The organism is Inquilinus ginsengisoli (assembly GCF_050434925.1).
Classification (GTDB): Bacteria; Pseudomonadota; Alphaproteobacteria; order DSM-16000; family Inquilinaceae; genus Inquilinus; species Inquilinus ginsengisoli_B.
In genome coordinates this window covers 6,399,485-6,424,506 of sequence record NZ_JBNDJK010000001.1, presented here as the reverse complement: position 1 = coordinate 6,424,506, position 25,022 = coordinate 6,399,485, and the positions used below count along the sequence as shown (strand labels likewise).

Annotated in this window: 25 protein-coding genes; 16 read left to right on the top strand and 9 right to left on the bottom strand. The window is 69.1% G+C overall.

Annotation, left to right across the window (positions count from 1 at the left end; genetic code table 11):
* Nucleotides 1-125: 125 nt before the first annotated feature.
* Nucleotides 126-1,010: an alpha/beta fold hydrolase gene (locus QFZ27_RS30570; protein ID WP_429230221.1), complete on the top strand. Its 885-nt coding sequence runs from the start codon at nucleotides 126-128 to the stop codon at nucleotides 1,008-1,010.
* Nucleotides 1,007-1,978, top strand: a complete 972-nt coding sequence (locus QFZ27_RS30565; RefSeq protein ID WP_429230220.1) for an MBL fold metallo-hydrolase — start codon at nucleotides 1,007-1,009, stop codon at nucleotides 1,976-1,978. The genes QFZ27_RS30570 and QFZ27_RS30565 overlap by 4 nt, the downstream gene beginning before the upstream one ends.
* Nucleotides 1,979-2,054: 76 nt before the next feature.
* Here QFZ27_RS30565 and QFZ27_RS30560 read toward each other — a convergent pair whose 3' ends face one another.
* Entirely contained in the window at nucleotides 2,055-2,807 is a 753-nt protein-coding gene (locus tag QFZ27_RS30560) for a C13 family peptidase (RefSeq protein WP_429230219.1), read from the bottom strand.
* Nucleotides 2,808-2,967: 160 nt separating this feature from the next.
* Nucleotides 2,968-3,387: a VOC family protein gene (locus QFZ27_RS30555; protein ID WP_429230218.1), complete on the bottom strand. Its 420-nt coding sequence runs from the start codon at nucleotides 3,385-3,387 to the stop codon at nucleotides 2,968-2,970.
* Nucleotides 3,388-3,634: 247 nt separating this feature from the next.
* On the opposite strand from QFZ27_RS30555, the gene QFZ27_RS30550 reads away from it, so the two are divergent.
* From QFZ27_RS30550 to QFZ27_RS30540, 3 genes are all read left to right on the top strand, one after another.
* Nucleotides 3,635-5,428 carry a cation:proton antiporter domain-containing protein gene (locus tag QFZ27_RS30550; RefSeq protein WP_429230217.1) on the top strand — a complete coding sequence of 598 codons (1,794 nt, stop codon included), beginning with the start codon at nucleotides 3,635-3,637 and terminating at the stop codon, nucleotides 5,426-5,428.
* Between the two features lie 340 nt (nucleotides 5,429-5,768).
* A complete protein-coding gene (gene oxlT, locus QFZ27_RS30545; RefSeq protein ID WP_429230216.1) occupies nucleotides 5,769-7,103 on the top strand; it encodes an oxalate/formate MFS antiporter in 1,335 nt (444 codons plus the stop codon).
* A 235-nt stretch (nucleotides 7,104-7,338) separates the two neighbouring features.
* The gene (locus QFZ27_RS30540) at nucleotides 7,339-7,677 is read left to right on the top strand and encodes a hypothetical protein (protein WP_429230215.1); all 339 of its coding nucleotides are present in this window, start codon (nucleotides 7,339-7,341) and stop codon (nucleotides 7,675-7,677) included.
* Between the two features lie 153 nt (nucleotides 7,678-7,830).
* On the opposite strand, the gene phnF is transcribed toward QFZ27_RS30540, so the two are convergent.
* Nucleotides 7,831-8,565 (bottom strand): phosphonate metabolism transcriptional regulator PhnF, encoded by a 735-nt coding sequence (gene phnF / locus QFZ27_RS30535; protein ID WP_429230214.1) that lies wholly within the window; start codon nucleotides 8,563-8,565, stop codon nucleotides 7,831-7,833.
* Between the two features lie 112 nt (nucleotides 8,566-8,677).
* Between phnF and phnG the strand changes: the two genes are divergently transcribed.
* From phnG to QFZ27_RS30490, 9 genes are all read left to right on the top strand, one after another.
* Nucleotides 8,678-9,133, top strand: a complete 456-nt coding sequence (gene phnG, locus QFZ27_RS30530; protein ID WP_429230213.1) for a phosphonate C-P lyase system protein PhnG — start codon at nucleotides 8,678-8,680, stop codon at nucleotides 9,131-9,133.
* Nucleotides 9,130-9,735 (top strand): phosphonate C-P lyase system protein PhnH, encoded by a 606-nt coding sequence (gene phnH, locus QFZ27_RS30525; RefSeq protein WP_429230212.1) that lies wholly within the window; start codon nucleotides 9,130-9,132, stop codon nucleotides 9,733-9,735. The genes phnG and phnH overlap by 4 nt, the downstream gene beginning before the upstream one ends.
* A 4-nt stretch (nucleotides 9,736-9,739) precedes the next feature.
* Complete coding sequence (locus QFZ27_RS30520; protein ID WP_429230211.1) at nucleotides 9,740-10,852, top strand: carbon-phosphorus lyase complex subunit; 1,113 nt, start codon at nucleotides 9,740-9,742, stop codon at nucleotides 10,850-10,852.
* 174 nt (nucleotides 10,853-11,026) lie between these two features.
* Complete coding sequence (locus QFZ27_RS30515) at nucleotides 11,027-11,986, top strand: alpha-D-ribose 1-methylphosphonate 5-phosphate C-P-lyase PhnJ (protein ID WP_429230210.1); 960 nt, start codon at nucleotides 11,027-11,029, stop codon at nucleotides 11,984-11,986.
* On the top strand, nucleotides 11,983-12,762 hold the full coding sequence (gene phnK, locus QFZ27_RS30510; protein WP_429230209.1) for a phosphonate C-P lyase system protein PhnK: 780 nt from the start codon (nucleotides 11,983-11,985) through the stop codon (nucleotides 12,760-12,762). The genes QFZ27_RS30515 and phnK overlap by 4 nt, the downstream gene beginning before the upstream one ends.
* A gap of 3 nt (nucleotides 12,763-12,765) precedes the next feature.
* On the top strand, nucleotides 12,766-13,473 hold the full coding sequence (phnL, locus tag QFZ27_RS30505) for a phosphonate C-P lyase system protein PhnL (RefSeq protein ID WP_429230208.1): 708 nt from the start codon (nucleotides 12,766-12,768) through the stop codon (nucleotides 13,471-13,473).
* Complete coding sequence (locus QFZ27_RS30500) at nucleotides 13,470-14,603, top strand: alpha-D-ribose 1-methylphosphonate 5-triphosphate diphosphatase (protein ID WP_429230207.1); 1,134 nt, start codon at nucleotides 13,470-13,472, stop codon at nucleotides 14,601-14,603. Before phnL ends, QFZ27_RS30500 begins: the two co-directional genes overlap by 4 nt.
* Nucleotides 14,604-14,843: 240 nt before the next feature.
* Complete coding sequence (locus tag QFZ27_RS30495; RefSeq protein ID WP_429230206.1) at nucleotides 14,844-15,548, top strand: DUF1045 domain-containing protein; 705 nt, start codon at nucleotides 14,844-14,846, stop codon at nucleotides 15,546-15,548.
* Nucleotides 15,545-16,087: an MOSC domain-containing protein gene (locus QFZ27_RS30490; RefSeq protein ID WP_429230205.1), complete on the top strand. Its 543-nt coding sequence runs from the start codon at nucleotides 15,545-15,547 to the stop codon at nucleotides 16,085-16,087. Before QFZ27_RS30495 ends, QFZ27_RS30490 begins: the two co-directional genes overlap by 4 nt.
* Nucleotides 16,088-16,092: 5 nt before the next feature.
* Here the strand turns inward: QFZ27_RS30490 and maiA are convergent, their stop codons facing one another.
* Nucleotides 16,093-16,746, bottom strand: a complete 654-nt coding sequence (gene maiA, locus QFZ27_RS30485) for a maleylacetoacetate isomerase (RefSeq protein WP_429230204.1) — start codon at nucleotides 16,744-16,746, stop codon at nucleotides 16,093-16,095.
* A gap of 111 nt (nucleotides 16,747-16,857) precedes the next feature.
* Entirely contained in the window at nucleotides 16,858-18,585 is a 1,728-nt protein-coding gene (poxB, locus tag QFZ27_RS30480; RefSeq protein WP_429230203.1) for a ubiquinone-dependent pyruvate dehydrogenase, read from the bottom strand.
* A gap of 207 nt (nucleotides 18,586-18,792) precedes the next feature.
* On the opposite strand from poxB, the gene QFZ27_RS30475 reads away from it, so the two are divergent.
* Nucleotides 18,793-20,115 carry an MFS transporter gene (locus QFZ27_RS30475; RefSeq protein ID WP_429230202.1) on the top strand — a complete coding sequence of 441 codons (1,323 nt, stop codon included), beginning with the start codon at nucleotides 18,793-18,795 and terminating at the stop codon, nucleotides 20,113-20,115.
* Here QFZ27_RS30475 and QFZ27_RS30470 read toward each other — a convergent pair.
* From QFZ27_RS30470 to QFZ27_RS30460, 3 genes are all read right to left on the bottom strand, one after another.
* On the bottom strand, nucleotides 20,090-20,941 hold the full coding sequence (locus QFZ27_RS30470) for a universal stress protein (RefSeq protein ID WP_429230201.1): 852 nt from the start codon (nucleotides 20,939-20,941) through the stop codon (nucleotides 20,090-20,092). The two genes, QFZ27_RS30475 and QFZ27_RS30470, sit on opposite strands and share 26 nt — an antisense overlap.
* Before the next feature lie 123 nt (nucleotides 20,942-21,064).
* A complete protein-coding gene (locus QFZ27_RS30465; protein ID WP_429230200.1) occupies nucleotides 21,065-21,775 on the bottom strand; it encodes a hypothetical protein in 711 nt (236 codons plus the stop codon).
* A 99-nt stretch (nucleotides 21,776-21,874) separates the two neighbouring features.
* Complete coding sequence (locus tag QFZ27_RS30460) at nucleotides 21,875-22,678, bottom strand: endonuclease/exonuclease/phosphatase family protein (protein ID WP_429230199.1); 804 nt, start codon at nucleotides 22,676-22,678, stop codon at nucleotides 21,875-21,877.
* 311 nt (nucleotides 22,679-22,989) lie between these two features.
* Between QFZ27_RS30460 and QFZ27_RS30455 the strand changes: the two genes are divergently transcribed.
* Nucleotides 22,990-23,607 carry a hypothetical protein gene (locus QFZ27_RS30455; protein ID WP_429230198.1) on the top strand — a complete coding sequence of 206 codons (618 nt, stop codon included), beginning with the start codon at nucleotides 22,990-22,992 and terminating at the stop codon, nucleotides 23,605-23,607.
* Nucleotides 23,608-23,611: 4 nt separating this feature from the next.
* Here the strand turns inward: QFZ27_RS30455 and QFZ27_RS30450 are convergent, their stop codons facing one another.
* Nucleotides 23,612-24,613 (bottom strand): helix-turn-helix transcriptional regulator, encoded by a 1,002-nt coding sequence (locus QFZ27_RS30450; RefSeq protein ID WP_429230197.1) that lies wholly within the window; start codon nucleotides 24,611-24,613, stop codon nucleotides 23,612-23,614.
* Nucleotides 24,614-25,022: the final 409 nt, after the last annotated feature.

Genomic DNA, 25,022 nt, shown 5'->3' with positions numbered 1-25,022 from the left:
TGCGGCTGGCGAAAGAGAAGCTTTCCGAGGATAGGCGTTCTGGCGATCGGGACAAAGCCGTAGCCTTCTGCGGCGACAGGGCGGCCACGCCCCTCTGCAACCCCGCCAGAACGAGGAAGATCGAGATGTCAGCGACGAGACCGGCCGTCACCCATCACCGCACGGCCACCGTGGACGGCGTCGACATCTTCTACCGCGAGGCTGGCCCGGCCGATGCGCCGGTCGTGCTGCTGCTGCATGGCTTTCCGACCTCGTCGCACATGTTCCGCAACCTGATCCCGGCGCTCGCGGATCGCTACCGCGTGATCGCGCCGGACTATCCCGGCTTCGGCCAGAGCGCGATGCCCGACCACCGGGAATTCGCCTACAGCTTCGCCCATTACGCCGAGCTGATGGATGGGCTGCTGGGGCAGCTCGGCGTGCGGCGCCATGCCATGTATGTGATGGATTACGGCGCGCCGGTCGGCTACCGCCTGGCGCTGAGGCACCCCGAGCGGATCAGCGCGCTGATCATCCAGAACGGCAACGCCTATGAGGAAGGACTCAAGGAGTTCTGGGATCCGATCAAGGCCTATTGGGCGGACGGCTCGGCGGCGCGCCGCCGGGCGCTGGACTTCCTGGTGGCGCCGGAGACGACGAAGTTCCAGTACACCGACGGCGTCAGCGACGTCTCGCGCATCTCCCCCGACAACTGGGTCCACGACCAGGCGTTGCTGGACCGGCCGGGGAACAAGGACGTCCAGCTCGACCTGTTCCGGGACTACGGCACCAATGTCCCGCTCTATCCCCAGTTCCAGGCCTTCTTCCGCGAGCGCAAGCCGCCGACGCTGCTCGTGTGGGGCCAGAACGACAAGATCTTCCCGGCCGACGGCGCCCATCCCTACAAGCGCGACCTGCCGGACCTGGAGTTCCACCTGTTCGACACCGGCCACTTCGCGCTGGAGGACAAGGCCGACGAGATCTTCCCCCTGATCCACGATTTCCTCGACCGGAAGATCGGCCGGCCATGACTCAGTCCCATCACCTTGCCTTGTCGCGCCGCGGCTTCTGCCTGTGCTGCGCCGGCTCGGCCGCCTTCGCCGCCGGCGGCGGCTGGCTGACGCCGCGCCAGGTCTTCGCCGAGGCCCGCGGCATCGTCGACACGATCCGCGCCGCGGCGGCGACGGCGCCGATCCAGGTCCACACCCTGCGCGGCAATGTCAGCGTGCTCGAAGGCTCGGGCGGCAATATCGCCGTGCTCACTGGCCCGGACGGCAAGCTGCTGGTCGACGCCGGCATCACCGCCTCCCGCCCTCAGCTTACCAAAGCTCTCGCCGGGTTGGGTCCCGAGCCGATCACGCATCTGATCAACACCCATTGGCATTTCGACCATGCCGACGGCAACGAATGGCTGCATTCGGAGGGCGCGGCGATCCTGGCGCACGAGAACACGCGCAAGCACCTGCTCTCGGCCCAGCGCGTCGAGGATTGGAACTTCGACTTCCCGGCATCACCTCCCGGCGCCATCCCCGTCGACGTCTTTGCCTCGGATCGCACCGTGCAGGTGAACCGTTCGACCCTTGCCCTTAAGTATTACGGCCCAGCCCACACCGACAGCGACATTTCCGTCACCTTCACCGAGGCCGATATCGTCCACGCCGCCGACATCTACTGGAACGGGGTCTACCCGTTCATTGACTATTCGACCGGCGGCAGCATCGACGGGACGATCCGCGGCGCCGAGGCCACCCTGGCCGCGACGACCGACAAGTCGATCATCATCCCGGGACATGGCCAGCCGGTCAGCAACCGGTCCGAGCTCCAGGCCTATCGCGACATGCTCGTTGCGATCCGGGACAACGTCGCCGGGTTGAAGCGGCAGGGCCGGCCGCTCGAGGACATCGTCGCGGCCAAGCCGACCGCTGCCTACGATGCAAAATGGGGCCGGTTCGTGATCGGGCCCGATGTCTTCACGAGGCTCGTCTACGAAGGCGTCTGATGTCACGCCCCGCCTGAGCTTAGGGCTCGGGACCCTGGTGAAGGTCCGCCTTCGAGGTTCGATCCCGGCCTGAACGTCAGAACGCCGTCAGCCCGGCGACGTCCCGGCCGAAGGCGGATTGCGGCTGGGAGGGCTGGAAGCGCTTGGCCCGTTCGCGTCGGGCAACGCAGCCGGAAACGTCCGTCGCGATCGCGGTCCAGGCCGCGCCGCGCTTCAGCGAATCGAGGAAGCATTCGTCGTAATAGGTGTAGCGGTCGTCGGCACCGCAGCCGAAGGACGGCCGGTCGGCCCGGGCCGCGGTCAGCACGATGCGGTCCGGCGTCGTCAGCGCCGGTGTGTCGCTGTAGATCCCGGAATAGCAGCCGGATGTGACCAGGACGGTCGGCCGGCCGGCACAGGACCCGTCCAGGGCCTGGGCCAGATAGGCCGGCGGGATCACCGCATCGTCGGCGGCGGCGAACAGCCCGCGGCCCTCGATGCCATGTGAGGTGATGTAGACGAAGCAGCCGGTTCCGGCGGGGCCGGCCAGACCGGTCATGGCGCGGTCGAAATTCGCCTTGGTCGCGACCGCCTCCGGCTGCCGCGCATCGGCCTTGAGCACGGCGATATCGGCCGACGCCATGCCGAAGGACAGCAGGTGGCGCCGCAGCGCGTCGACGCCGTTGTCGAACACCGGCTCGGCATCTTCGGCCGCGACCAGCAGCGCCTTCCATCGCAGCGGCGCGTCCGTCGCGGCAACGGAGGGGGAGGGGACGGCCTGGCCGGCACAGCCCGACAGCAGCGCCGCAGCCGCCAGGGCCACCAGTCGCAGCATCATCGTCGAGCCCATGTGCCCCCCATCATCCCAGAGACCGTTTGAAAATGCGCTGGCGTGAGTCGGCTGGTGGTGGTGTCGAGAACCGGAGCGCAGCGGACATTTCGTCCGTGAGCACCGGAAGCGGAGACACCGCCGCCAGACGGCCACGCCAGTAGCATTTACAGGCGGTCTCTCACCAGGCGCCGGTGTTCGGCATCGATGCCCAGGGCTCGGCCGGCGGCTTCGAGCCGCCTTTCTGCAGGATCTCGATCGAGATGTTGTCCGGCGAGCGGACGAAGGCCATGTGCCCGTCGCGCGGCGGCCGGTTGATGGTGACGCCGGCCTTCTGCAGCCGGTCGCAGAATTCGTAGATGTCGTCGACCTGATAGGCCAGGTGGCCGAAGTTGCGGCCGCCGGTGTAGACCTCGGGGTCCCAGTTGTAGGTCAGCTCGATCGGTGCGTCCTCCTGGCCCGGCGGGGCGAGGAAGACCAGGGTGAAGCGGCCCTTCTCGTTCTCGATGCGGCGGGTCTCCTTCAGGCCCAGCAGGTCGCGGTAGAAATGCAGCGACTGCTCCAGGTCGGTGACGCGGACCATGGTGTGCAGGTATTTCATCTTCCATCCTCTCGCGGGTTCGCGGCGGCGGGTGTCGGATCGTCCGAGGCAGTCCGGACCCGCGCTACCATCGTCGCCCGGCGGCTGTCTGACAAGTCGCTCCGGCCATTCAGCCGGAGGCGGAGAAAATCTCGTGACAGCGCATATCAGAGGTTGTGATCGGCCCCATCGTTCATAAATGATGGAGCAGTGTCGGCCCGGCCGATGCATCCCCGACCATCTCTGCTCCGGAGGCCGAGGCGCATCCATGCCGCACGATACCCCCCTGATCGCCACCATCGTCGCCGGCCTCGGCCTGGCCTTCATCTTCGGGGCCCTGGCCAACCGGATCAAGGCGCCGCCGCTGGTCGGCTATCTGCTGGCCGGCATCCTGGTCGGGCCGCACACGCCGGGCTTCGTCGCCGACCAGGCGCTGGCGCCGGAGCTGGCCGAGATCGGCGTCATCCTGCTGATGTTCGGCGTCGGGCTGCACTTCTCGCTGAAGGACCTGCTGTCGGTGCGCGCGATCGCGGTGCCCGGCGCCGTGGTCCAGATCGGCTTCGCCACCGCGCTTGGCCTCGGCTTGGCGCTGATGCTGGGCTGGACCATCCCCGCCGGGCTGGTCTTCGGCCTCGCCTTGTCGGTCGCCAGCACCGTGGTGCTGCTGCGGGCGCTGCAGGAGCGCCGGCTGGTGGAGACCGAGCGCGGCCGCATCGCCGTCGGCTGGCTGATCGTCGAGGATCTGGCAATGGTCCTGGCCCTGGTGCTGCTGCCGGCGCTGGCCGGGCTGGTCAACGGCGACACCGACCTCGGCTCCGATCCGCTCGCCGTCTCGCTCGGCCTCGATCTCGGCGTCGGCGGCATCCTGGCGCTGACCCTGGTCAAGGTCGCCGCCTTCGTCGCGCTGATGCTGGTGGTCGGCCGCCGGGTGATCCCCTGGGTGCTGCACTACATCGCCCACACCGGGTCGCGTGAGCTGTTCCGGCTGGCGGTGCTGGCGCTCGCGCTCGGCGTCGCCTTCGGCTCGGCCAAGCTGTTCGGCGTGTCGCTGGCGCTGGGCGCCTTCTTCGCCGGCATGGTGCTGGCCGAATCCGAGCTGAGTCACGCCGCGGCGCAGGAGACCCTGCCGCTGCGCGATGCCTTCGCGGTGCTGTTCTTCGTCTCGGTCGGCATGCTGTTCGACCCGACCAGCCTGTGGCGCGACCCGCTGCCGCTGCTGGCGGCGGTGTTCATCATCGTCATCGGCAAGTCGGTCGCCGCCTTCGTCATCGTCCGGATCTTCGGCCATCCGGTGACGACCGCGCTGCTGATCTCCGCCAGCCTGGCGCAGATCGGCGAGTTCTCCTTCATCCTGGCTGAGCTCGGCGTGAAGCTGGGCCTGCTGCCGGAGGCCGGGCGGGACCTGATCCTGGGCAGCGCTATCCTGTCGATCCTGCTCAACCCCGTGGTGTTCAACCTCTTCGGCCGGCTGCGGCCGCTGCTGGAGCGCGTGGCGCCGGTCCCGGTTCCGGCGGGCGGCCCGGCCATCCCCGCCGAGGAGGCGCCATCGGCCGAGCCTGCGCCCACCGCAGCACCCGCGCCCGAGCCGGCCACGCTGGATGAGCCGGCGTTGCCGACCACGCTCACGGATCATGTCGTCCTGGTCGGCTACGGCCGCGTCGGCAGCCTGATCGGTGCGTCGCTGCAGGCCGCCGGCCGGCCCTTCGTGGTGATCGAAGATGCCGACCAGCCCTTGGCCCGGCTGCGCGAGGCCGGAATCGAGACCATCATCGGCAACGCCGCCGTGCCGGAGGTGCTGGGCCTGGCCAACCTGCCGGGGGCCCGGCAACTGGCCGTCGCTGTCCCGAACGCTTTCGAGGCCGGCCAGATCGTCGCCCAGGCGCGGGCCGCCAATCCCGGCATCGCCATCATCGCCCGGGCGCATTCCGACGCCGAGGTCGAGCATCTGCGCAGCCTCGGCGCCGATGCCGTGATCATGGGCGAGCGTGAGATCGCCCGCGGCATGGCGGATGCCCTGGTGGCACACGAGGGCGAAAAGCCCGGAGTCCCGCTACCCGCGTGACTCCGCCAAGCCCATTGCAAATCTGTTGCGCGGGGGCATGGCTTTAGACATATTACATATTGTATACCAGTTGAAATCCTGCCAATCATGACTGGTCGGCTTCGATGCCAAAGCGGCGCTCAGCGTCTGCAACCCTCCATGACTCGATTGGCGCTCAGCGCCCTACGCCTTTGCAGGCTCTGCCCGACGGCTCGGGATGAGGCAAGGCCGGCTCTCCGGAGGCCCCGGAGGACCGGCCCGACCCCGCAGCCACCGCCGGTAGAGCATCGGAGGCCAAAGAACCGCCGGCAATCAACGACCGGTCGAACGAGTGCAACGAGACACTGGGAGAGCCATCGCCATGAGTGCGATTTCCAACGCGAGCGCCGGGACGGGGAGAGCGCCCGCGAATCGCTGGATTCAGCTGATCGCCGGCATCGTCTGCATGGTCGCTGCCGCGAACATCCAGTACGCCTGGACCCTGTTCGTTCCGGAGATCCAGGAGACCTATGGCTGGAGCCGCGCCGCGATCCAGACCGCCTTCACTATCTTCGTCGTCGTCCAGACCTGGCTGACCCCGATCGAGGGCTACTTCATCGACAAGTACGGCCCGCGCGCGATGGTGCTGGTGGGCGGCGTCATGACCGGCCTGTCCTGGATCGTGAACTCCTACGCCACCTCGCTGACCGGCTTCTATGTCGGCGCCGCGATCGGCGGCATCGGCGTCGGCTGCGTCTACGCCACCTGCGTCAACGCCGCGCTGAAATGGTTCCCGGACCGCCGCGGCCTGGCCGTGGGCCTGACCGCCGGCGGCTACGGCGCCGGCTCGGCCCTGACCATCATCCCGATCGCCAGCGTTATCGCCGGCTCGGGCTATCAGACCGCCTTCTTCTGGTTCGGCCTGATCCAGGGCAGCATCATCTTCGCCGCCGCCTGGTTCCTGCGCGCGCCGGGCAAGGAGGAGGTGAAGCACTCGACCAAGGTCGCCCAGACCCGGCGCGACTACACGCTGGGTGAGGCGCTGCAGACGCCGGTCTTCTACGTCATGCTGTTCATGTTCATCTGCACCGTCACCGGCGGTCTGATGGCGGTCGCCCAACTCGGCGTCATCGCCCAGGATCTCGGCGTCAAGGACATGCCGGTGAACCTGTTCTTCTTCACCATGGCGGCGCTGCCCTTCGCGCTGATGCTCGACCGCATCATGAACGGCATCTCCCGGCCCTTCTTCGGCTGGGTGTCCGACCATATCGGGCGCGAGAAGACGATGTTCATCGCCTTCACCATGGAAGGCATCGGCATCGTCGCGCTCGGCACTTTCGGCCACAACCCGTGGGCGTTCCTGATCCTGTCGGGCGTGGTGTTTCTGGCCTGGGGCGAGGTCTACTCGCTGTTCAGCGCCACCGCAGGCGACACCTTCGGCACCAAGCATGTCGGCAAGATCTACGGCGTCCTCTACTGCGCCAAGGGCGTCGCCGCGCTGCTGGTGCCGTTCGGCAACCTGCTGATGGAGGCCACCGGCACCTGGTCGACGGTGCTGTACACCGTGGCGGTGATGGACCTGATCGCGGCGTTCTCGGCGATCGTGATCCTGCGGCCGATGCTGCAGCGCCATCATGCCCGCAACGCCTCGGCCCTGGCGACGGCCGAACCGCAGCGGGCGGTCAGCCACAGCGGCCGGCTGGCCAGCGCGAACTAGGCTCCGGGCCGGGCCGGCTCTTGCGGCGCGAACCCCCTCCCCCTAACCCCCTCCCGCGAGGGGAGGGGGGACCAGGGTTGTCTGGTGTCGGGAGCGCTCTCTCACCTCACACCGTCAGAGTCCCCCCTCCCCCTGCGGGAGGGGGGTAGGGGTAGGGGGAGGGGGGTCCAGCCGCAAGAGCCGCTCCATCGCTCCGCTTCGCAGATCCGCCACAATCCGGCGGGACGATGCTGCCATGTCCGACACCGTCAGCATCATCCACATCCTCGGCCGGTTCCTGCTCAACATCCTGGTGGTGCTGGCCTGGCTGTTGGCGGCGGCGTTGGCGTTCACGCTGGCGAGCTGCACCTCCGGTGACCCGCTGAGCTGGGCGGTCCTGGTCCTGGTCGTGGCCGGCTACTTCCTGTGGCCGGTGACCCTGGCGCTGCTGGCCGGGGCGCTGGTGCTGGCCGTCCGCCGCCAGCCGACCCGCAGCTGGCTGCGGACCATCCTGGCCGTCGCGGCGATCCTGGCCTTCCTTGCTGCCGCCGCCGGCTTCGGCAATCGCGAGGCCTGCACCTTCGGCGGCTTCTGAAGCCGCCTCAGAGACCGTTCGGAAATGCGCTGGCGTGAGTCGGGTGGCGGTGGTTTCGAGAGCCGGCGCGCAGCGGGCGTTTGAGTCCGTGAGCACCGGAAGCTTCGAGTCCGCCGTCAGACGGCCGCGCCAGTAGCGTTTCCGGACGGTCTCTCAGCTCTCGAAGACGAGTTGGATGCGGTCGCTGGCGAAGCTGGACAAGCCGAACTCGACCACCGCGCCCTCGGCGTCGACATTGATCGCCTCGGTCGCCATCACCGGCCGGGTGCGGGTGATCTCGAGCAGCCGCTGCTCCCGCGCATCCGGCAGTCGGGCCGACACCCGGGTGCGCCGGCGGGTGTAGTCGGCGATGCCGAAGCGGGCGAAGCTCGCGGTCACCGATCCGGTCTCACGGAAGATCTCGACCAGCCCCGGGAAGCGTGCCGCCGGGAAGTAGTGGCTGGCGAGGCTCAGCGGCAGCCCGTCGGCATGCGACCGGGTGTCCAGCCGGATCACCGGCGTTCCGGCCGGCACCTCCAGCTCCCGCGCGACCGCGGCCGAGGCCATTTCGTTCGCCGAGTCCAGCAGTTCCAGCCGGGCGGAGCGGTTCTCCCGCCGCATGTTCTCGTGGAAGCGGGTGCGACGGCCGATCAGATAGGCGATGGCGCCGAGATGGACGAAGGTGCCGCGGCCCTGGGTGACGTCGATCAGGCCGCGCTCCTCCAGCTCCGCCATGGCCCGCCGCACCGTGTGGCGATTGACGCCGAACCGTTCCGACAGCTCCGCCTCCGTCGGCAGCCGGGCGCCGGCGGCGTGCACGCCGTCGCGGATCTCGTGCTCCAGCGCCTCGCTGATCTGGCGCCACAAGGCGACGCCGGCGCCGCGGCTGAGCGAGGTGCGTGGAGTCATGCGGGTGCCGTCACGCAAATTTCATCCTTGCCGACTTGCGGCAGTCGTCGAATCTCGTCCATGATCTAAACATACGGATGACTAGATGAATGTGCAATAGGTTGATCGGTCTATGACCAACGAAACCGAACAGCGCCGGGACTGGATGGCCGTGCTGGCCAAGTCGGATCCGGCGACGCTGCAGCGCCTGTGGTCGGATCTCGGGGACGAGGCCGGCTTCACCGCGCTGCGCCCGGCCGAGACCGGCATGGTGATGGTGCGCGGCCGCGCCGGCGGCGACGGCATGGCCTTCGCGCTCGGCGAGATGACGGTGACCCGCTGCACCGTTCGCCTCGACGGCAGCGACGTGCTGGGCTTCGCCTATGTCGCCGGCCGCGACCGCCGCCATGCTGAGATCGCGGCCCGCGCCGATGCCCTGCTGCAGACCGACCGGCGCGAAACCGTCGAGGCCGCCCTGATCGCGCCGCTGCGCGCAGCGCAGGCCGAGGCTCGTGCCGTGGCCCGGCGCAAGGCGGCGGCGACCCGCGTCGACTTCTTCACCATGGTGCGGGGGGAGAATCCGCGATGAGCGCGATCCTCGATCCGGCGGCGCTGCTGCCCGGCTTCGCCGACCCGGTGCTCGGCAGCCAGTCGGTGTTCCGCGCCGTGCTCGACGCCATGTCCCGGCCGGGCCGGCCGGTCGCCTGCCCGGAGCCGCTCGCGGCGCCGGCTCCGCTCGGCCGCGCCATGACGGCGGCGGCGCTGACCCTGGTCGATTTCGACACGCCGGTCTGGCTGGACCCGGCCCTGGCGACCCCGGCGGTGCAGAGCTTCCTGCGCTTCCACACCGGCGCACCGCTGGTCGCCGACCCGGCCGCGGCGGCCTTCCTGCTGGTGGCCGATGCCGCGTTGCTGCCGCGCCTCGGCGGCCTGGCCCCAGGCGAGGACCGCTACCCCGACCGCTCGGCGACGCTGGTGGTCGAGGTGTCGGCGCTGGACGGGCCGGAAGCCGGCCGCTTCACCGGCCCCGGCATCGAGACGGCCGAGCCCGCCCGGATCGCCGGCCTGCCCACCTGGTTCCGCGAGGATTGGGCGGCCAACGGCGCCGCCTATCCGCTCGGTGTCGACCTACTGCTGACCTGCGGCGACCGGATGCTGGGCCTGCCGCGCACCACCCGCTGGGAGGGCTGATCCGATGTATGTCGCCGTCAAGGGAGGCGAACGCGCGATCGAGAACGCCCAGGCGCTGCTGGCGGAGACCCGTCGGGGCGATCCCGCGGTGCCCGAGATCGCCCCGGGCCAGATCCGCGAGCAGCTGGGCCTGGCCGTCGACCGGGTGATGGCCGAGGGCTCGCTGTACGACCGCGATCTCGCGGCACTGGCGATCAAGCAGGCGCAGGGCGACCTGGTCGAGGCGATCTTCCTGCTGCGTGCCTACCGCACCACGCTGCCGCGCTTCGCGGTGTCGGAGCCGGTCGACACGGCCAGGATGACGGTGCGGCGCCGCGTCTCCGCGACCTACAAGGACATCCCGGGCGGCCAGATCCTGGGGCCGACCTACGACTATACCCACCGCCTGATCGACTTCGCCCTGGCCGCCGCGGGCGAGCCGCCGGCGGCGCCGGAAGGCGAGGCGGGGCCGGACGGGCCTGTGCCGCGGGTGGTCGACATCCTCAACCGCGAGGGGCTGATCGAGCGCGAGGCCGAGGCGCCGGAGGGGCATGAGCCGGTCGACCTGACCCGCGACCCGCTGAGCCTGCCGGCCGACCGCGACCAGCGGCTGCAGAACCTCGCGAGAGGCGACGAGGGCTTCCTGCTGGCGCTCGGCTATTCGGTGCAGCGCGGCTATGGCGGCAACCACCCCTTCGCCGGCGAGATCCGGCTGGGCGAGGTGGCGGTCGAGATCGTGCCGGAGGAGCTCGGCTTCGCCATCGAGATCGGCGAGGTCACCGTCACCGAATGCCAGATGGTGAACCAGTTCGCCGGGTCGAAATCCGCGCCGCCGCAATTCACCCGCGGCTACGGCCTGGCCTTCGGCCATTGCGAGCGCAAGGCCATGGCGATGTCGCTGGTCGACCGGGCGCTGCGCGGCCGCGAGCTGGGTGAGGACGCGCGCTACCCGGCGCAGGACGAGGAGTTCGTGCTGGCGCACAGCGACAATGTCGAGGCCTCGGGCTTCGTGCAGCATCTCAAGCTGCCGCACTATGTCGACTTCCAGGCCGAGCTGGAGCTGATCCGCCGGCTGCGGGCGAAGCATGAGCAGCGCGCCCGCGAGGCCGACGACACCCGGAAGGAGGCGGCGGAATGAGCGCCGGTATCGTGACGAAGAGGGTGGGGCGGCGCCACCTCCTCACCCTCCCAGCCCAAGTGGGCTGGGCCCCTCCCTCTCCCCGAGGAGAGGGAAATGGAACCAAGCGCAGTTTCACCTCTCCCTGGGGAGAGGTCGAAATCGCGCAGCGATTTCGGGTGAGGGGGCAGAGCGATGTCTGACGCAGCGACCAGCGTGGCCCGCGACCCCGGCTACAACTTCGCCTATCTCGACGAGCAGACCAAGCGGATGATCCGCCGGGCGCTGTTGAAGGCCGTGGCGATCCCCGGCTATCAGGTGCCGTTCGGCGGCCGCGAGATGCCGGTGCCCTATGGCTGGGGCACGGGCGGCATCCAGGTCACCGCCAGCATCATCGGGCCGGACGACGTGCTGAAGGTGATCGACCAGGGCGCCGACGACACCACCAACGCCGTCAACATCCGCCGCTTCTTCGCCCGCGTCGCCGGGGTGGCGACGACCGAGGACACCGGCGCGGCCACGGTGATCCAGACCCGCCACCGGATCCCGGAGCAGCCGCTGGTGGAGGGCCAGATCCTGGTCTACCAGGTGCCGCAGCCCGAGCCGCTGCGGCAGCTCGAGCCGCGCGAGATCGAGACCCGGCTGATGCATGGCTATGCCGATTACGGGCTGATGCATGTCCGCCTGTACGAGGACATCGCCCGCTACGGCCATATCGCCACCACCTACTCCTATCCGGTGATGGTGCATGGCCGGTATCTGATGTCGCCGTCGCCGATCCCGAAATTCGACAATCCGAAGATGCACATGAACCCGGCCCTGCAGCTGTTCGGGGCGGGGCGCGAAAAGCGGATCTACGCCATCCCGCCCCACACCCGGGTGGTCAGCCTGGATTTCGAGGATCATCCCTTCGACATCCAGCATTGGGACCAGCCCTGCGCCCTGTGCGGCGCCGAGGACAGCTATCTCGACGAGGTCGTGCTCGACGATGCCGGCGGGCACATGTTCGTCTGCTCCGACAGCCATCACTGCCGCACCCGGCGCGAGGCCGGCCATCACGGCGCCCTGAGCGGCGAGGCGCTGGCCGCGTACAACCGCGCGGTCGACCAAGCCCATGGCGAGCAGGCTCATGAGCCGAAGGGAGCCGAGGCATGAGCGGCGACATCCTGCTGCGGGTCGAGGGCCTGACCAAGCTGTACGGCGACACCGTCGCCGCCTGCCGCGACGTCTCCTTCGAGATGTCGCCCGGCGAGGTGCTGGGCATCGTCGGCGAGAGCGGCTCGGGCAAGACCACGCTGCTCAACTGCATCTCCGGCCGGCTGCCGCCGAGCGCCGGCACGGTCGCCTTCGACACCCGGGTTCGCGGGCTGATCGACATCTACGCGCTGTCGGAGCCGGAGCGGCGGATGCTGGCCCGCACGGACTGGGGCTTCGTGCACCAGAACCCGCGCGACGGGCTGCGCATGGAGGTCAGCGCCGGCGCCAATGTCGGCGAGCGGCTGATGGCCGTCGGTGCCCGGCACTACGGCCAGATCCGCGGCCAGGCGCAGGACTGGATGGCGAAGGTCGAGCTCGACCTCGGCCGCATCGACGATCGGCCGGCGACCTATTCCGGCGGCATGCAGCAGCGGCTGCAGATCGCCCGCAACCTGGTCACCAACCCGCGCCTCGTGTTCATGGACGAGCCCACCGGCGGCCTCGACGTCTCGGTCCAGGCCCGGCTGCTCGACCTGCTGCGCGGGCTGGTGCGCCGGCTCGGCATCGCCGTGGTGCTGGTCACCCACGACCTCGCCGTCGCCCGCCTGCTGGCCGACCGCCTGATGGTGATGCGGCACGGCAGGGTGGTGGAGACCGGCCTGACCGACCAGGTGCTGGACGACCCACAGCACCCCTACACCCAGCTCCTCGTCTCTTCCGTCCTGCAGGTCTGAGCCATGCCGCACACGAGTCCGATGATCGAGGTCTCCGGCCTGTCCAAGACCTTCGTTCTCCACAATCAGGGCGGCGTCCGGCTGCCGGTGTTCGACGGCGTCGACTTCACCGTGGCCGCGGGCGAATGCGTCGTGCTGGGCGGCGCGTCCGGCGCGGGCAAGAGCACCTTCATGCGCACCCTCTACGGCAACTACCTGGCCTCGGCCGGGCGGGTGCTGATCCGGCACGACGGCGCGCCGGTCGACATCACCGCGGCGACGCCGCGCCGGATCCTCGAGGTCCGGCGCCGGACGCTCGGCTATGTCAGCCAGTTCCTGCGGGTGATCCCGCGCGTGCCGACGCTGGAGATCGTCAAGGAGCCGATGCTGGCCTCCGGCGTCGCCGAGGCGCAGGCCGAGCGCCGCGCCCGCACCCTGCTGGCCCGGCTGAACCTGCCCGAAAGCCTGTGGTTGCTGCCACCGGCCACCTTCTCCGGCGGCGAGCAGCAGCGGGTCAATCTCGCGCATGGCTTCGCGATGGAGTATCCCATCCTCCTCCTCGACGAGCCGACGGCCTCGCTCGACGCCGACAACCGGCGCGTGGTCATCGAGCTGATCGAGGAGGCCAAGGCCCGCGGCGCCGCCATCGTCGGGATCTTCCACGACACGGCGGTGCGCGACCGGGTGGCGACCCGGATCTTCGACGTCACGCTCTACAAGGCGGCCGCATGAGCACGGATCTGATCTTCTCGAATGCCCGGATCGTCACCCCCGAGGCCGTCGTCACCGGAACGCTGCGGGTCGAGGACGGCCGTATCGCGGCGATGGAGGAGGGAGGCTCGATCGTCGGCGACGATGCCGATGGCGACTACCTGATTCCCGGCATGATCGACCTCCACACGGACCATCTCGAGCGCCATGTGGCACCACGGCCGGGGGTGATGTGGAACAACGTCTCGGCGGCGATGGCGCATGACGCGCAGGTCGCCACCGCCGGCATCACCACCGTGTTCGACAGCCTTTCGCTGATGGGCGAGCACAAGGGCGTGCCGCGCGGGAGCCTGCTGCGGCCGATGGTCGACGGGCTGGAGGCGGCGCGCCGCCAGGACATGCTGCGGGCCGACCACTTCCTGCATCTGCGCTGCGAGGTCGCCGACCCACATGTGCTCGACTACCTCCAGGTGCTGGTCGACGACCCGGCGGTGCGGCTGCTCTCGATCATGGACCACACGCCCGGCCAGCGGCAGTACGCGCAGGTCGAGAAATGGCGCCAGGCCAACCGCCACCGTTACAGCGAGGCGGAGCTGGACGTGCTGATGAGGCAGCGCCAGGAATCGCAGGAGGCGCATGCCCACCGGCATCGCCTCGCCATCGCCGAGCTTGCCGCAGGCCGCGGCCTTGCCCTGGCCAGCCATGACGACGAGACTCCGGCCCATGTCGACGAGGCGGTGTCGCTCGGCGTCTCGATCTCGGAGTTTCCGACCACGGCAAGCGCGGCCCAGGCGGCACGCAGCCATGGCCTGTCGATCCTGATGGGCGCGCCGAACGTCGTCCGCGGCGGCTCGCACAGCGGCAATGTCGGGGCGGCGGACCTGGCGGCGGCCGGTCTGCTCGACATCCTCGCCTCGGACTACGTGCCGATCAGCATGCTGCACGCCGTCTGCCTGCTGGCCGAGGCACCGGTCGGGCTCGGCCTGCCGGAGGCGGTGGCGCTGGTCAGCACCAACCCGGCCAAGGCGGCGGGCCTCGACGACCGCGGCCGGATCGCGCCGGGGCTGCGGGCCGACCTCGTCCGCTTCCGCCTGATCGACGGCGTGCCGCACATCCGCGCCGTCTGGCGCGCCGGCAAGCGGGTTGCTTGAACGGGATAGGCCGATGAACCGTCGCGTTGCCTCTCCCGCTTGCGGGACCTTTTCGCAGCACCCATTCCAACCCCGTCATTGCGAGGAGGCGAAGCCGACGAAGCAATCCATGCCTCCGCTCTTGCGGCCCGATGGATTGCTTCGCTGCGCTCGCAATGACGGTGTTGGAATTCCGAGAGGGTCTCGCTTGTGGGACAGGCAACGCGAACTCCCTGTCCGACCGATGTTTGAGACGACGACATGACCCGACGCTACGCGATCTACTTCGCCCCGCCTCCCGCATCCGTATTGGCGGAGCTCGGCGCTGAGCTGCTCGGCCGCGATCCGGAGACGGGAGAGGCGCGGCCGCAGCCGCGGCTCGACGGCCTCGACCCCGACCGGTTCCACGCCATCACCAAGGACGCCCGGCACTACGGCTTCCACGCCACGCTGAAGGCGCCGTTCCCGCTCGCCGAGGGCGTGTCGGGCGAGGCGCTGCATGCGGCGGCGGAAGCCTTCGCGGCCGGCCGCGCCCCTGCGACTGGCCCGGCGCTGGCGCTCGCCTCGATCGGCGGCTTCCTGGCGCTGGTACCCTCGGCCGATGCGCCGGCGGTGCATGGCCTTGCCGATGCCTGCGTCGAGGCCTTCGACCGGTTCCGCGCCCCGCTGACGGCGGCGGAGTTGGAGCGGCGGCGCCGGTCGCCGCTGACCCCGGCGCAGGACCGCCACCTCGAGCGCTGGGGCTACCCTTATGTGTTCGACGAGTTCCGTTTCCACATGACCCTGACCGCCCGCCTGACCGACAAGGCCGAGCATGACCGCGTCCGCACCCTGCTGGCAGAGCGCACCGCGCCGGTCTGCATCGATCCGCTGCGGATCGATGCGATCGCGGTCTACGAGCAGGCCGACCGGCAATCCCCGTTCCTCGTCACCGGCCGCTATCCGCTGAAGGGCGCGTCGGCATGACCGCCACGGTGACCGCGGTCGGCCTCAGCCCGACCCACAGCTTCAGCAAGCCGGTGCTCGATGCGATCCGGCTGTTGGCCGGGCTCGGGGTCGAGGGCGACGCCCATCTCGGCGTCACGGTGAAGCACCGCTCGCGGGTCAAGGCCGACCCGACCCAGCCCAATCTGCGCCAGGTCCACCTGATCCAGAGCGAGCTGCATGACGAGCTGGCCGCCGCGGGCTTCACCGTGGTGCCGGGCGACCTGGGCGAGAACGTCACCACCCGCGGCATCGACCTGCTCGGCCTGCCGACGGGCGCCAAGCTGCGGCTCGGCCCCGACGCCGTGGTCGAGATCACCGGACTGCGCAACCCCTGCAGCCAGATCGACGGCTTCCAGCAGGGCCTGCTGAAGCAGGTGCTGGGCCGCGACGAGGCTGGCAACCTGGTGCGCAAGGCCGGGGTGATGGGCATCGTCCTGGCCGGCGGCACGGTGTGCCCCGGCGACCCGATCGGAATCGAGCTGCCGCCGCAGCCGCACCGCCCGCTGGAGCGGGTGTGAGCGGCTTAATGTGACGCCGGCGCGCCCGGCTGGCGCAGCGGATGGGCGCGAGCGAAGCTGTCCAGCGTCAGGCAGGCCTCCGCGATCCGGTGCACGGTGGGCAGCTCCGCGGTGTCGATCTGGAAGCCCCGGGCGCCGGCCACCTGGCTGATCAGGCAGAGATCCGCCAGGGTGGGGGTGTCGCCATGGCAGAATCGCCCTGTGCCGGACTCCGCCGACAGCCGCCGCTCCGCCTGCACCAGCCCTTCCCGGAACCAGTGGCGAAGCCAGCCCGTCCGCCGCGCCTCGTCGATCTGCAGCTCGTCGGCGAGATAGCGGCGCACGCGCGGGACGATCAGCGGATGGTGGTCGGCCGCGAACAGCAGCGCCAGGGAGCGCACCCGCGATCGGCCGCGGGCATCCGCCGGCAGCAGCGCCGGCTGCGGATGCGTCTCCTCCAGATATTCGAGGATCGCCAGGGACTGGGTGAGGGGCGGGCCGTCATCGACGAAGAGCGAGGGCACGACCGACTGGGCATTGACCGCGCGATAGCCGGGCGCGTGCTGCTCGCCGGCGTCGAGATCGATCATCGTCTCCTGATAGGGCAGCCCCTTCAGGTTCAGCGCGACGCGGACGCGGAAGGAAGCAGCCGAGCGCCAGAAGCCGTACATCCGGATCATGAGGCGACCTGTCGTGGAGTCGGGCGGGGATGGCCGGATCGGCCCGGCCATCCTGTATCTGGGAGCCGCCGGCTCCCCGTTCCCGACCTTCCTGGGCTCGGCCGTCGCGCCCTATCGCCGCAGATTGGTCTTCGCCAGCTCGATCAGCTCGCTGCCGCGGCCGTTGATCACGGCGCGCAGCATGTACATGCCGAAGCCGGCGACCTGGCTGGCCGAGACAGTGGGCGGCATCATCAGCTCCAGCTTGTTGGTGGCGACGTCGATCACCACCGGCCCGTCATGGTGCAGGCCGCGTCGGATCGCGTCCTCGACCTCGCCCGGATCCTCGACCCGGATGCCGAAGATGCCCATCGATTCCGCCATGGCGGCGAAGTTCGGGTTCTCCAGGTCGGTGTAGGTGTCGAGGAATCCGGTCGCCTTCATCTCCATCGCCACGAAGCCCAGCACGCCGTTGTTGTAGACCACCACCTTCACCGGCAGGTTCTGCTGCTTCAGCGTGATCAGGTCGCCCATCAGCATGGTCAGGCCGCCATCGCCGGACAGCGACACCACCTGCCGCTTCGGATAGGCGGACTGGGCGCCGATCGCCTGGGGCAGGGCATTGGCCATCGAGCCGTGGTTGAGCGACCCGATCAGCCGCCGCTTGCCGTTGACCTTGAGATAGCGCGCCGCCCACACCGAGGGCGTGCCGACATCGAAGGTGAAGACCGCGTCGTCGTCGGCCAGGTCGCTGACCAGCTTGGTGAGGTATTGCGGGTGGATCGGCGGCCGGCCCGCCTTGCCGGTGGCCAGGTCGTCCAGCCCCTCGCGCGATTTGACATAGTCCTGCAGCGCGGCGTCGAGATGCTCGCGGTCGTCCTTGACCTCCAGCCGCGGCAGCAGCGCCGTGATGGTCTCGCGCACATCGCCGACCAGCCCCAGCTCCAGGCTGCAGCGCCGGCCCAGATTCTCGGCCCGGATGTCGACCTGGATGATGCGCGCATCGGCCGGATAGAACTGACGGTAGGGGAAGTCCGTGCCCAGCATCAGCAGCACGTCGCAGTTCATCATGGCATAATAGCCGGAGGAGAAGCCGATCAGCCCGGTCATGCCGACGTCGTAGGGATTGTCGTACTCGACGAACTCCTTGCCGCCGAAGGCGTGGACGATCGGGGATTTCAGCGTCTCGGCAAGGCCCATCAGCGCCTCATGGGCGCCGGCGCAGCCGCGGCCGCAGAACAGGGTGACCCTCCGGGCCTCGTTCAGCAGGGCGGCCGCCCGCTCGATCTCGGGTTTGGCCGGCACCACCACCGGCTGCGCCGGCAGCAGGAATGGGGAATGGCGCCGGTCGCCGATCTCCTTCAGCGCCACGTCGCCGGGAATGACGACGACGGCGACGCCGCGCTTGGCCACCGCCTCGCGCATCGCGATCTCCAGCACGCCGGGCAGCTGCGCCGGGTCGGAGACCAGCTCGCAATAATGGCTGCACTCCTGGAACAGGGTCTGCGGGTGAGTCTCCTGGAAATAGCCGCGGCCGATCTCCGAGCTCGGGATATGCGCCGCGATCGCCAGCACCGGCACGCGGTTGCGGTGGCAGTCGAACAGGCCGTTGATCAGGTGCAGGTTGCCTGGCCCGCAGCTGCCGGCGCAGACCGCGAGCTCGCCGGTCAGATGGGCCTCGGCCCCGGCGGCGAAGGCCGCCACCTCCTCATGCCGCACCCGGATCCAGTCGATCGTCTTCTTCCGGCGCAGGCTGTCGGTCAGCCCGTTCAGTGAATCGCCGACGATGCCGTAGATCCGCTGGACCCCGGCATCGGCCAGCATATCGGCGATCATATCGGCAACCGTTCTCTTGGCCACGACCGGTCCTCCTGCAATCGGGTTGGGCTTCGGCATGATAGCCGGATGAGGCGCTATCCGAAGACCGAACGGTTCGATGACGGATGCAACGGGTTTCGTGGACCCCGACATGCGGCCGTAGCGCTGCCGGAGCAAGCTGCGCTGCTCTAGGGTCCCCGACCGACCCCTTTGGTACGACAAATCGTTCATCGAACGGCAGAGCCCGACATGACCCATGCCATCGCCGCCGACCCTCCGTCGGCCCGGCGCCTGACCGCCGGCGACTACCGCACCCTCGGCCTGGCCGCGCTCGGCGGCGCGCTGGAATTCTACGATTTCGTCATCTTCGTGTTCTTCGCGGCGGTGATCGGGCAGCTGTTCTTCCCGCCGGACATGCCGGACTGGCTGCGCCAGTTCCAGACCTTCGGCGTGTTCGCGGTCGGCTATCTGGTCCGGCCGCTGGGCGGCATCGTCATGGCGCATTTCGGCGACCTGTTCGGCCGCAAGCGGATGTTCACGCTCAGCATCCTGCTGATGGCGGCGGCCACGCTCGGCATGGGGCTGCTGCCGACCTATGCCCAGATCGGCGTCTGGGCGCCGGTGGCCCTGCTGGTGCTGCGCATCCTGCAGGGGGCGGCGATCGGCGGCGAGGTCCCGGGCGCCTGGGTGTTCGTGGCCGAGCATGTGCCGGCGAACCGCATCGGCTATGCCTGCGGCACGCTGACCGCGGGGCTGACCGCCGGCATCCTGCTGGGATCGCTGGTGGCGACCGCGATCAACAGCAGCTTCGGCCAGGCCGAGATCGCCGGCTGGGCCTGGCGGCTGCCCTTCCTGCTGGGCGGCGCCTTCGGCCTGCTGTCGGTGCATCTGCGCCGGATGCTGCACGAGACCCCGATCTTCCAGGAGATGCAGGCCCGCAAGGCGCTGGCGGCGGAGCTGCCGCTGAAGGCGGTGCTGCGCGACCACCGCGGCGCGGTGCTGGTGTCGATGCTGCTGACCTGGCTGCTGTCGGGCGCCATCGTCGTGGTCATCCTGATGACGCCGACGCTGCTCGAGAAGCTGCACAGCGTGCCGCCGACGCAGGCGCTGCTGGCCAACAACGTCGCCACGCTGGGGCTGACGGCCGGCGTCATCCTGGCCGGCCTCATCATCGACCGGATCGGGGCGGGGCGGTTCTTCGCCATCGGCTGCCCGCTGCTGGGGATCGCTGTCTGGCTGCTCTACACCAAGGGCGCGGCCAGCCCCGACTTGCTGCTGCCGACCTATGCCCTGGCCGGTCTTCTCGTCGGCGTGGTCGGCGGGGTGCCCTTCGTCATGGTCCGCGCCTTCCCGGCGGCGATCCGCTTTACCGGCCTGTCCTTCTCCTACAACGTCTCCTACGCCGTGTTCGGCGGGCTGACGCCGGTGGTGGTGCCCCTGCTGCTCGCCGCGGATCCGCTGGCGCATCTGCACTACATGCTGGCGCTGTGCGTCCTCGGCTGCGGGGTCGGCCTGTGGCTGATGCGGCGGGAGAGCCTGTCGCCGCTCACCGCATCATCAGCACCGGGATGAGGCAGGACCGCGCCATCGCGGTGGTGGTGCTGCCGATGATCAGGTTGCGGATGCGCGAGTGGCCATAGGCGCCCATCACCAGGAGGTCGATCGAGGCCGCCGCCACCTCGGCCGAGATCACCGCCTCCGGCTCGCCCGGCAGGATCCGGGCGCGGATGTCCCAGCCGGCGTCGCGCAGCCTGGCCTCGGCGGCGTCCAGCTTGGCCTCCGCCTCCTCGTCCGGGCTGCCGGCCATCAGCAGATGGCCCTCCAGCCCGCGCAGCAACTGGCCGTTGGCGATCAGCTCGACCGCCTTGGTCACGCTCGGGCCGCCGTCGAAGGCGATCAGGAAGCGCCGGATCGGCTTGAAGGCGCGGGCGGCGACCAGCACCGGCTTCTTCGCCGCGCGCGCCACCCGCTCGAGATTCGAGCCGAGATGCAGCTTGGCGAAGTCGGCCGCCTCACCGCGCTTGCCGATGACGATGACGCTGGCATCCGGCTCGAACTCGCCGACCGTCTCGACCAGGTCGCCATTGTAGAGATGGGTGACGACATCGGCGACGCCGGCTTCCTTCAGCCGGGTGCGGCCTTCGTCGAGGATCAGCCGGCCGCGCTTCTGCGACAGGCCGGCCCGCTGCTCGTCCATCGCCGCCAGCTCGGCCAAGATGTCCTGGGAATAGGCGACCAGCGTGCCGCTGATGTCGACCGGGATGGTGGACACCTCACGGCGGCCCAGCACATGCAGCAGCTCGACCGGCTGGTTCAGCCGCGACGCCGCCCAGGCCGAAAGATCACAGATGCTGTGGGAGTAGATCGAGCCGTCGATACAGGCGAGGACCTTGGCCATGCCATCGGCTCCATGTTGGCCGGGCCCGCGCTGGGCGATCGGCGACAATGAAGACTGACTCAATGCCGATACCGACACAACCATGTGGGTAGGACGGTGCGGTGATCCAAGATCGAAATGGAGCTAACGCGGCACGTTCGACGCCCAGGGCACCTGCTTCATAAAGGCGGCGAGAACGGCCCCGGACGCGTCGTCATGGACTGGCGTGACTCGGTACTTCACGATCCAGAGGCGTTCGACATAGCAAAAGATGTAGATTTCCGAACGGACCAACCCTGGCGTGTTGTTGATAAAATCGTTGGTTTCATAGATCGCGACGTGCCCTGGCACGCCGGCTTCGTTATGCGGCGGCGCGACCGTGTCCTCCCGGATCAGCCGCGCCTCGGGATGGAAGGCTACAAGCTCCTGCTCCCGTCGACCCAATTCCTGCCGACACAGCTCGCCGCGAAGTAGAGACTCCGACGTGCGAATGACAGTCTCGTCGGTTCCTTCAGGTCCGCGCAGGCTGAATGGTGTCGGAACCGGATAGACATGGGCCGAGATCCGCATCCGGCCTGAGGATGTCCGCACGTCGTAGTTGGCGCCGACATCCCGTCCCTTGTCGTCATACTGCGTGACCGTGACCCGGACGAAACGGGAGCCCGCGGCCGTGCCTTCGGTCGGAAAAGCCATGCCCGAGCCGGCATGGACATAACGGCCCTGGACGGCGACCTCTCCCGGCCGGGGCAGGATCGGCGTCGAGCCTTCAGGGGTTCGCGGTCCGGCGCATCCGGCCAGGACCAGGAACGCCACGACACACCATCGAGCCGGTCCGGCCCTGAAGCCTTTCGGCATCGCCCCCTCCCTGTGATGCCGCTCCACGATGCCATAGCTTGCGGACCGGAGCGAGGCGGGGCCTTCGAAGGGGGATGGCCCACCGAAGCGGGCGCCGGGTCAGGCGGCCTGGTACAGCCGTGTGGTGTCGGCCGGCAGGGAGACGCCCAGGTCGATCACGGCCTTGAGCGGCAGGTGATCGGAGGCGATCCGCGACAGCGCGCTGCGATGGACGTCCACCTGGCGCAGCACGCCCTGCGGCCAGCCCAGGATGCGGTCGAGCGAGATCAGCGGCAGCGGGGCGGGGAAGCTGGGCGGGCTCGCCTGCAGCGGCCCGAACAGCGCGCCCAGCGGCCGCAGCGAGGAGCGGCGCCCGGGGCGCCATTCGTTGAGGTCGCCGACCAGCAGCGTCGGCATGCTCTCGCCCTCGGCGATCTCGTCGAGGATCATCGCGGCCTGGCGCATCCGGCAGCGCCGCAGCAGGCCGAAATGGGCGGCCACCACCCGCAGCCGGCCGGCGGGCAGCGCCAGCTCGGTGACGATGGCGCCGCGCGGCTCGGCGCCCGGCAGCGTCAGGCGACGCAGGCGGGTGACCGTGCCGTCCCGCACGAGCAGGGCGTTGCCGTGCCAGCCATGGCCGTCGGGCAGGTCGGAGACATGCACGAGATGCAGGCCGCTGTCGCGGCGCAGCGTCTCGGCGTCGAGCAGGCCGGAACGGCGACCGAACCGGCGGTCGACCTCCTGCAGCGCCACCACGTCGGCGTCGAGCTCGGCGACCACATCGGCGATGCGCAGCGGGTCGAAGCGCCTGTCCAGGCCGACGCATTTGTGCACGTTGTACGACCCGACCACGACCGTGCGGGCGGGGGCCGTCGGTGTCTCGGGCAGGATGCCGGTGCGGAAGGATGCGTCGTACGGGGCCATCTCGGTTCCGAAAGCCGGGACCGTCAGACATCGCCCGGGACTAACGGGATTTAATCTACCACGGTGCCGATGCCAAGATGCCGCGACGGAATGTACCGCCCCAGCCCGGCCGCATCCACCGAGAGGGCAGGGATCTGCGGGTGCCTGATCAGCGAGAGGCGGCTCCGTTGCCTATTCCGAAAAAATCGAACAAATCCGCGGTGCACAGAATAAGAACCTATCTGCAGAGATCAGGATATCGTTCTCTTTGGTCTTCAGTGCCGTCGGCTGTGAATAATCGAATAATTTCTGGGGATGGAGTTCGGGAAATCATGGACCGAGACGCCGAACCGATTTCAGATCAGCGGCAATACGGCGAGCCCGGCAGCGACAACGTGCTTTATCTGCCGCGTCGAGACGGCGCGAGGGATCCGAAGGGCGATCCGGGCCATGCCGTCCCGCAGGAAGACCGGTACGTGCCCGGAACCCGCTTCGAGGCGCCGCTGATCGTGTATCGCCCCGACGGCTCGCTGAAGTCCGAATGGTGGTTCAGCGCGGATGGCGCCCACCGCATCGACGGGCCCGCCTATGTCCGCCACAACCGGGACGGCAGCCGCGTCGAGCACTGGTACCTGCATCACCGCCGGCACCGGACCAGCGGGCCCGCGGTCATCGAGTGGACCAATGACGGCAGCGTGCGGCAGGCCCAATGGTGGATCGGCGGCAAGGAGGTCACGGAGATCGCGGAATCCTTTTTGGCCGAGGCAGAGGCGCCCTGGCCGCTCGACGCGACGGACGAGAGTGTCTTTCTCCGCCGCTGCGTCGGCGAGCTGCGCTCCCGTCGCCCGGGCGACGAGAGCATGCGGCCGGAGCCGATCGTCGTCGGCGTGTGCCTGGCCAGCCTGTTCTGGCTGCCCGTGGCTCTGACGGCCGCCCTGCTCTGGGCCTAGCCGGTCAGGGGTCGTCCGCCGCCGAGGCCTCCGGGCGCTTGCCCGCCGGCACCGCCATGCCCCGCCCGGACCGCGGCGGCCGGCCGAAATGCTTCTTGTACAGCCGATAGAAGGTCGACGCGTTGCTGAAGCCGTAATCCAGCAGGATGGTCGCCACCTTCTTCCTGCCCTGCTCGAGATCGCGATGCGCGGCTTCGAGCCGCAGGGTGATGATGGTCTCGCGCAGGGATGCGCCCAGCCGTTCGAACAGGCCGTACAGCTTTCGAGGCGAGATCTCGAAGTGGCGGGCGATGGATTCGGGCGAGAGGTCCAGGCTGCTCAGGTTCTCGGCGATGTGCATCTTGATCTGCTGGAGCAGCAGCCGGTCCCGGTCGTGAGTCCGTGACGGAGCCATCCCGAGCAGATAGGCGCGGATGATCTCGACCAGATGGTTGAACGACGGAACCTCCGGGATGGCGGTCAGCTCCGCCCCCTGGTCGCTGGTCATCAGCTCGTTGTGGAACCGGATATAGGTCGTGATCGCCTCGCTGTTGATCACCGCGAGGGCCTCCAGGCCCGGGAACAGGGCCTCGGCGCCCTGTGTGATGTGCAGCCAGTCGAGGAGACAGGAGCGCCCGGACTCCTTCTCCAGGACCAGATCGAAATCGCAGTTGCCGTCGAGGACGACGGCCGCGCCCGGCTTCAGCCGGACAGTCTGGTCCTTGATCAGCAGCGCGCAGCTGTTGCCGGTGGCGATGACCAGGCAATGGGCGGGGGCGGGGCTGCCCGGCGCGCCGCGGCGGCGCAGGATTCCGGGCGTGCAGTACAGCCGCAGGGATCGATGATCGTCGACGATGCCGAGCTTGGCCGTGACCCGGAACGGCACATCGGTGGTCGGCACGAAGTCCGCATGCAGCAGGGGCTGGCAGAACTGCGACCGGAAATAGTCGACACCCCCCTCATACAGCATCGAGCCGGATGTCGTGACCCGCTGGCCGGCCGAGGTGGTTTGGTGGGGGATGACCATCGTCTTGCATCACCGGAATGGCGGGGACATCGGAGGGGCGGCATCCGTCTCCGCGACCGTTCAGGCGGCGATGAAGGCCGGGGTCGGCGCGCATGCATCCGATATAGCGGGGATGGCAGGCCGGTTGGCGCGGCTTGGAATATCGTCCTGCGCAGATGTAATATCAAATTATGCAGGACATTATCGATCGGTGCGGCCGCGGGGCAGGCTGCTTCGATGCGGCCATGACGGTGCGCAGGCGGATCCTCGGTTCCGACATTCCAAGTCCCATGCTCGCGGTGGCCGGGCGCTTTCCGCCTTGGCTGCGCTCTCCGGCAGCCCGCGGGTCGCGCCTCGTGCTTTGGGCGAAGATCTGCTATGGGTCGGATGGCGGTGATCGTCTTTTACCTTCTCAAAGAACATTTTCCGA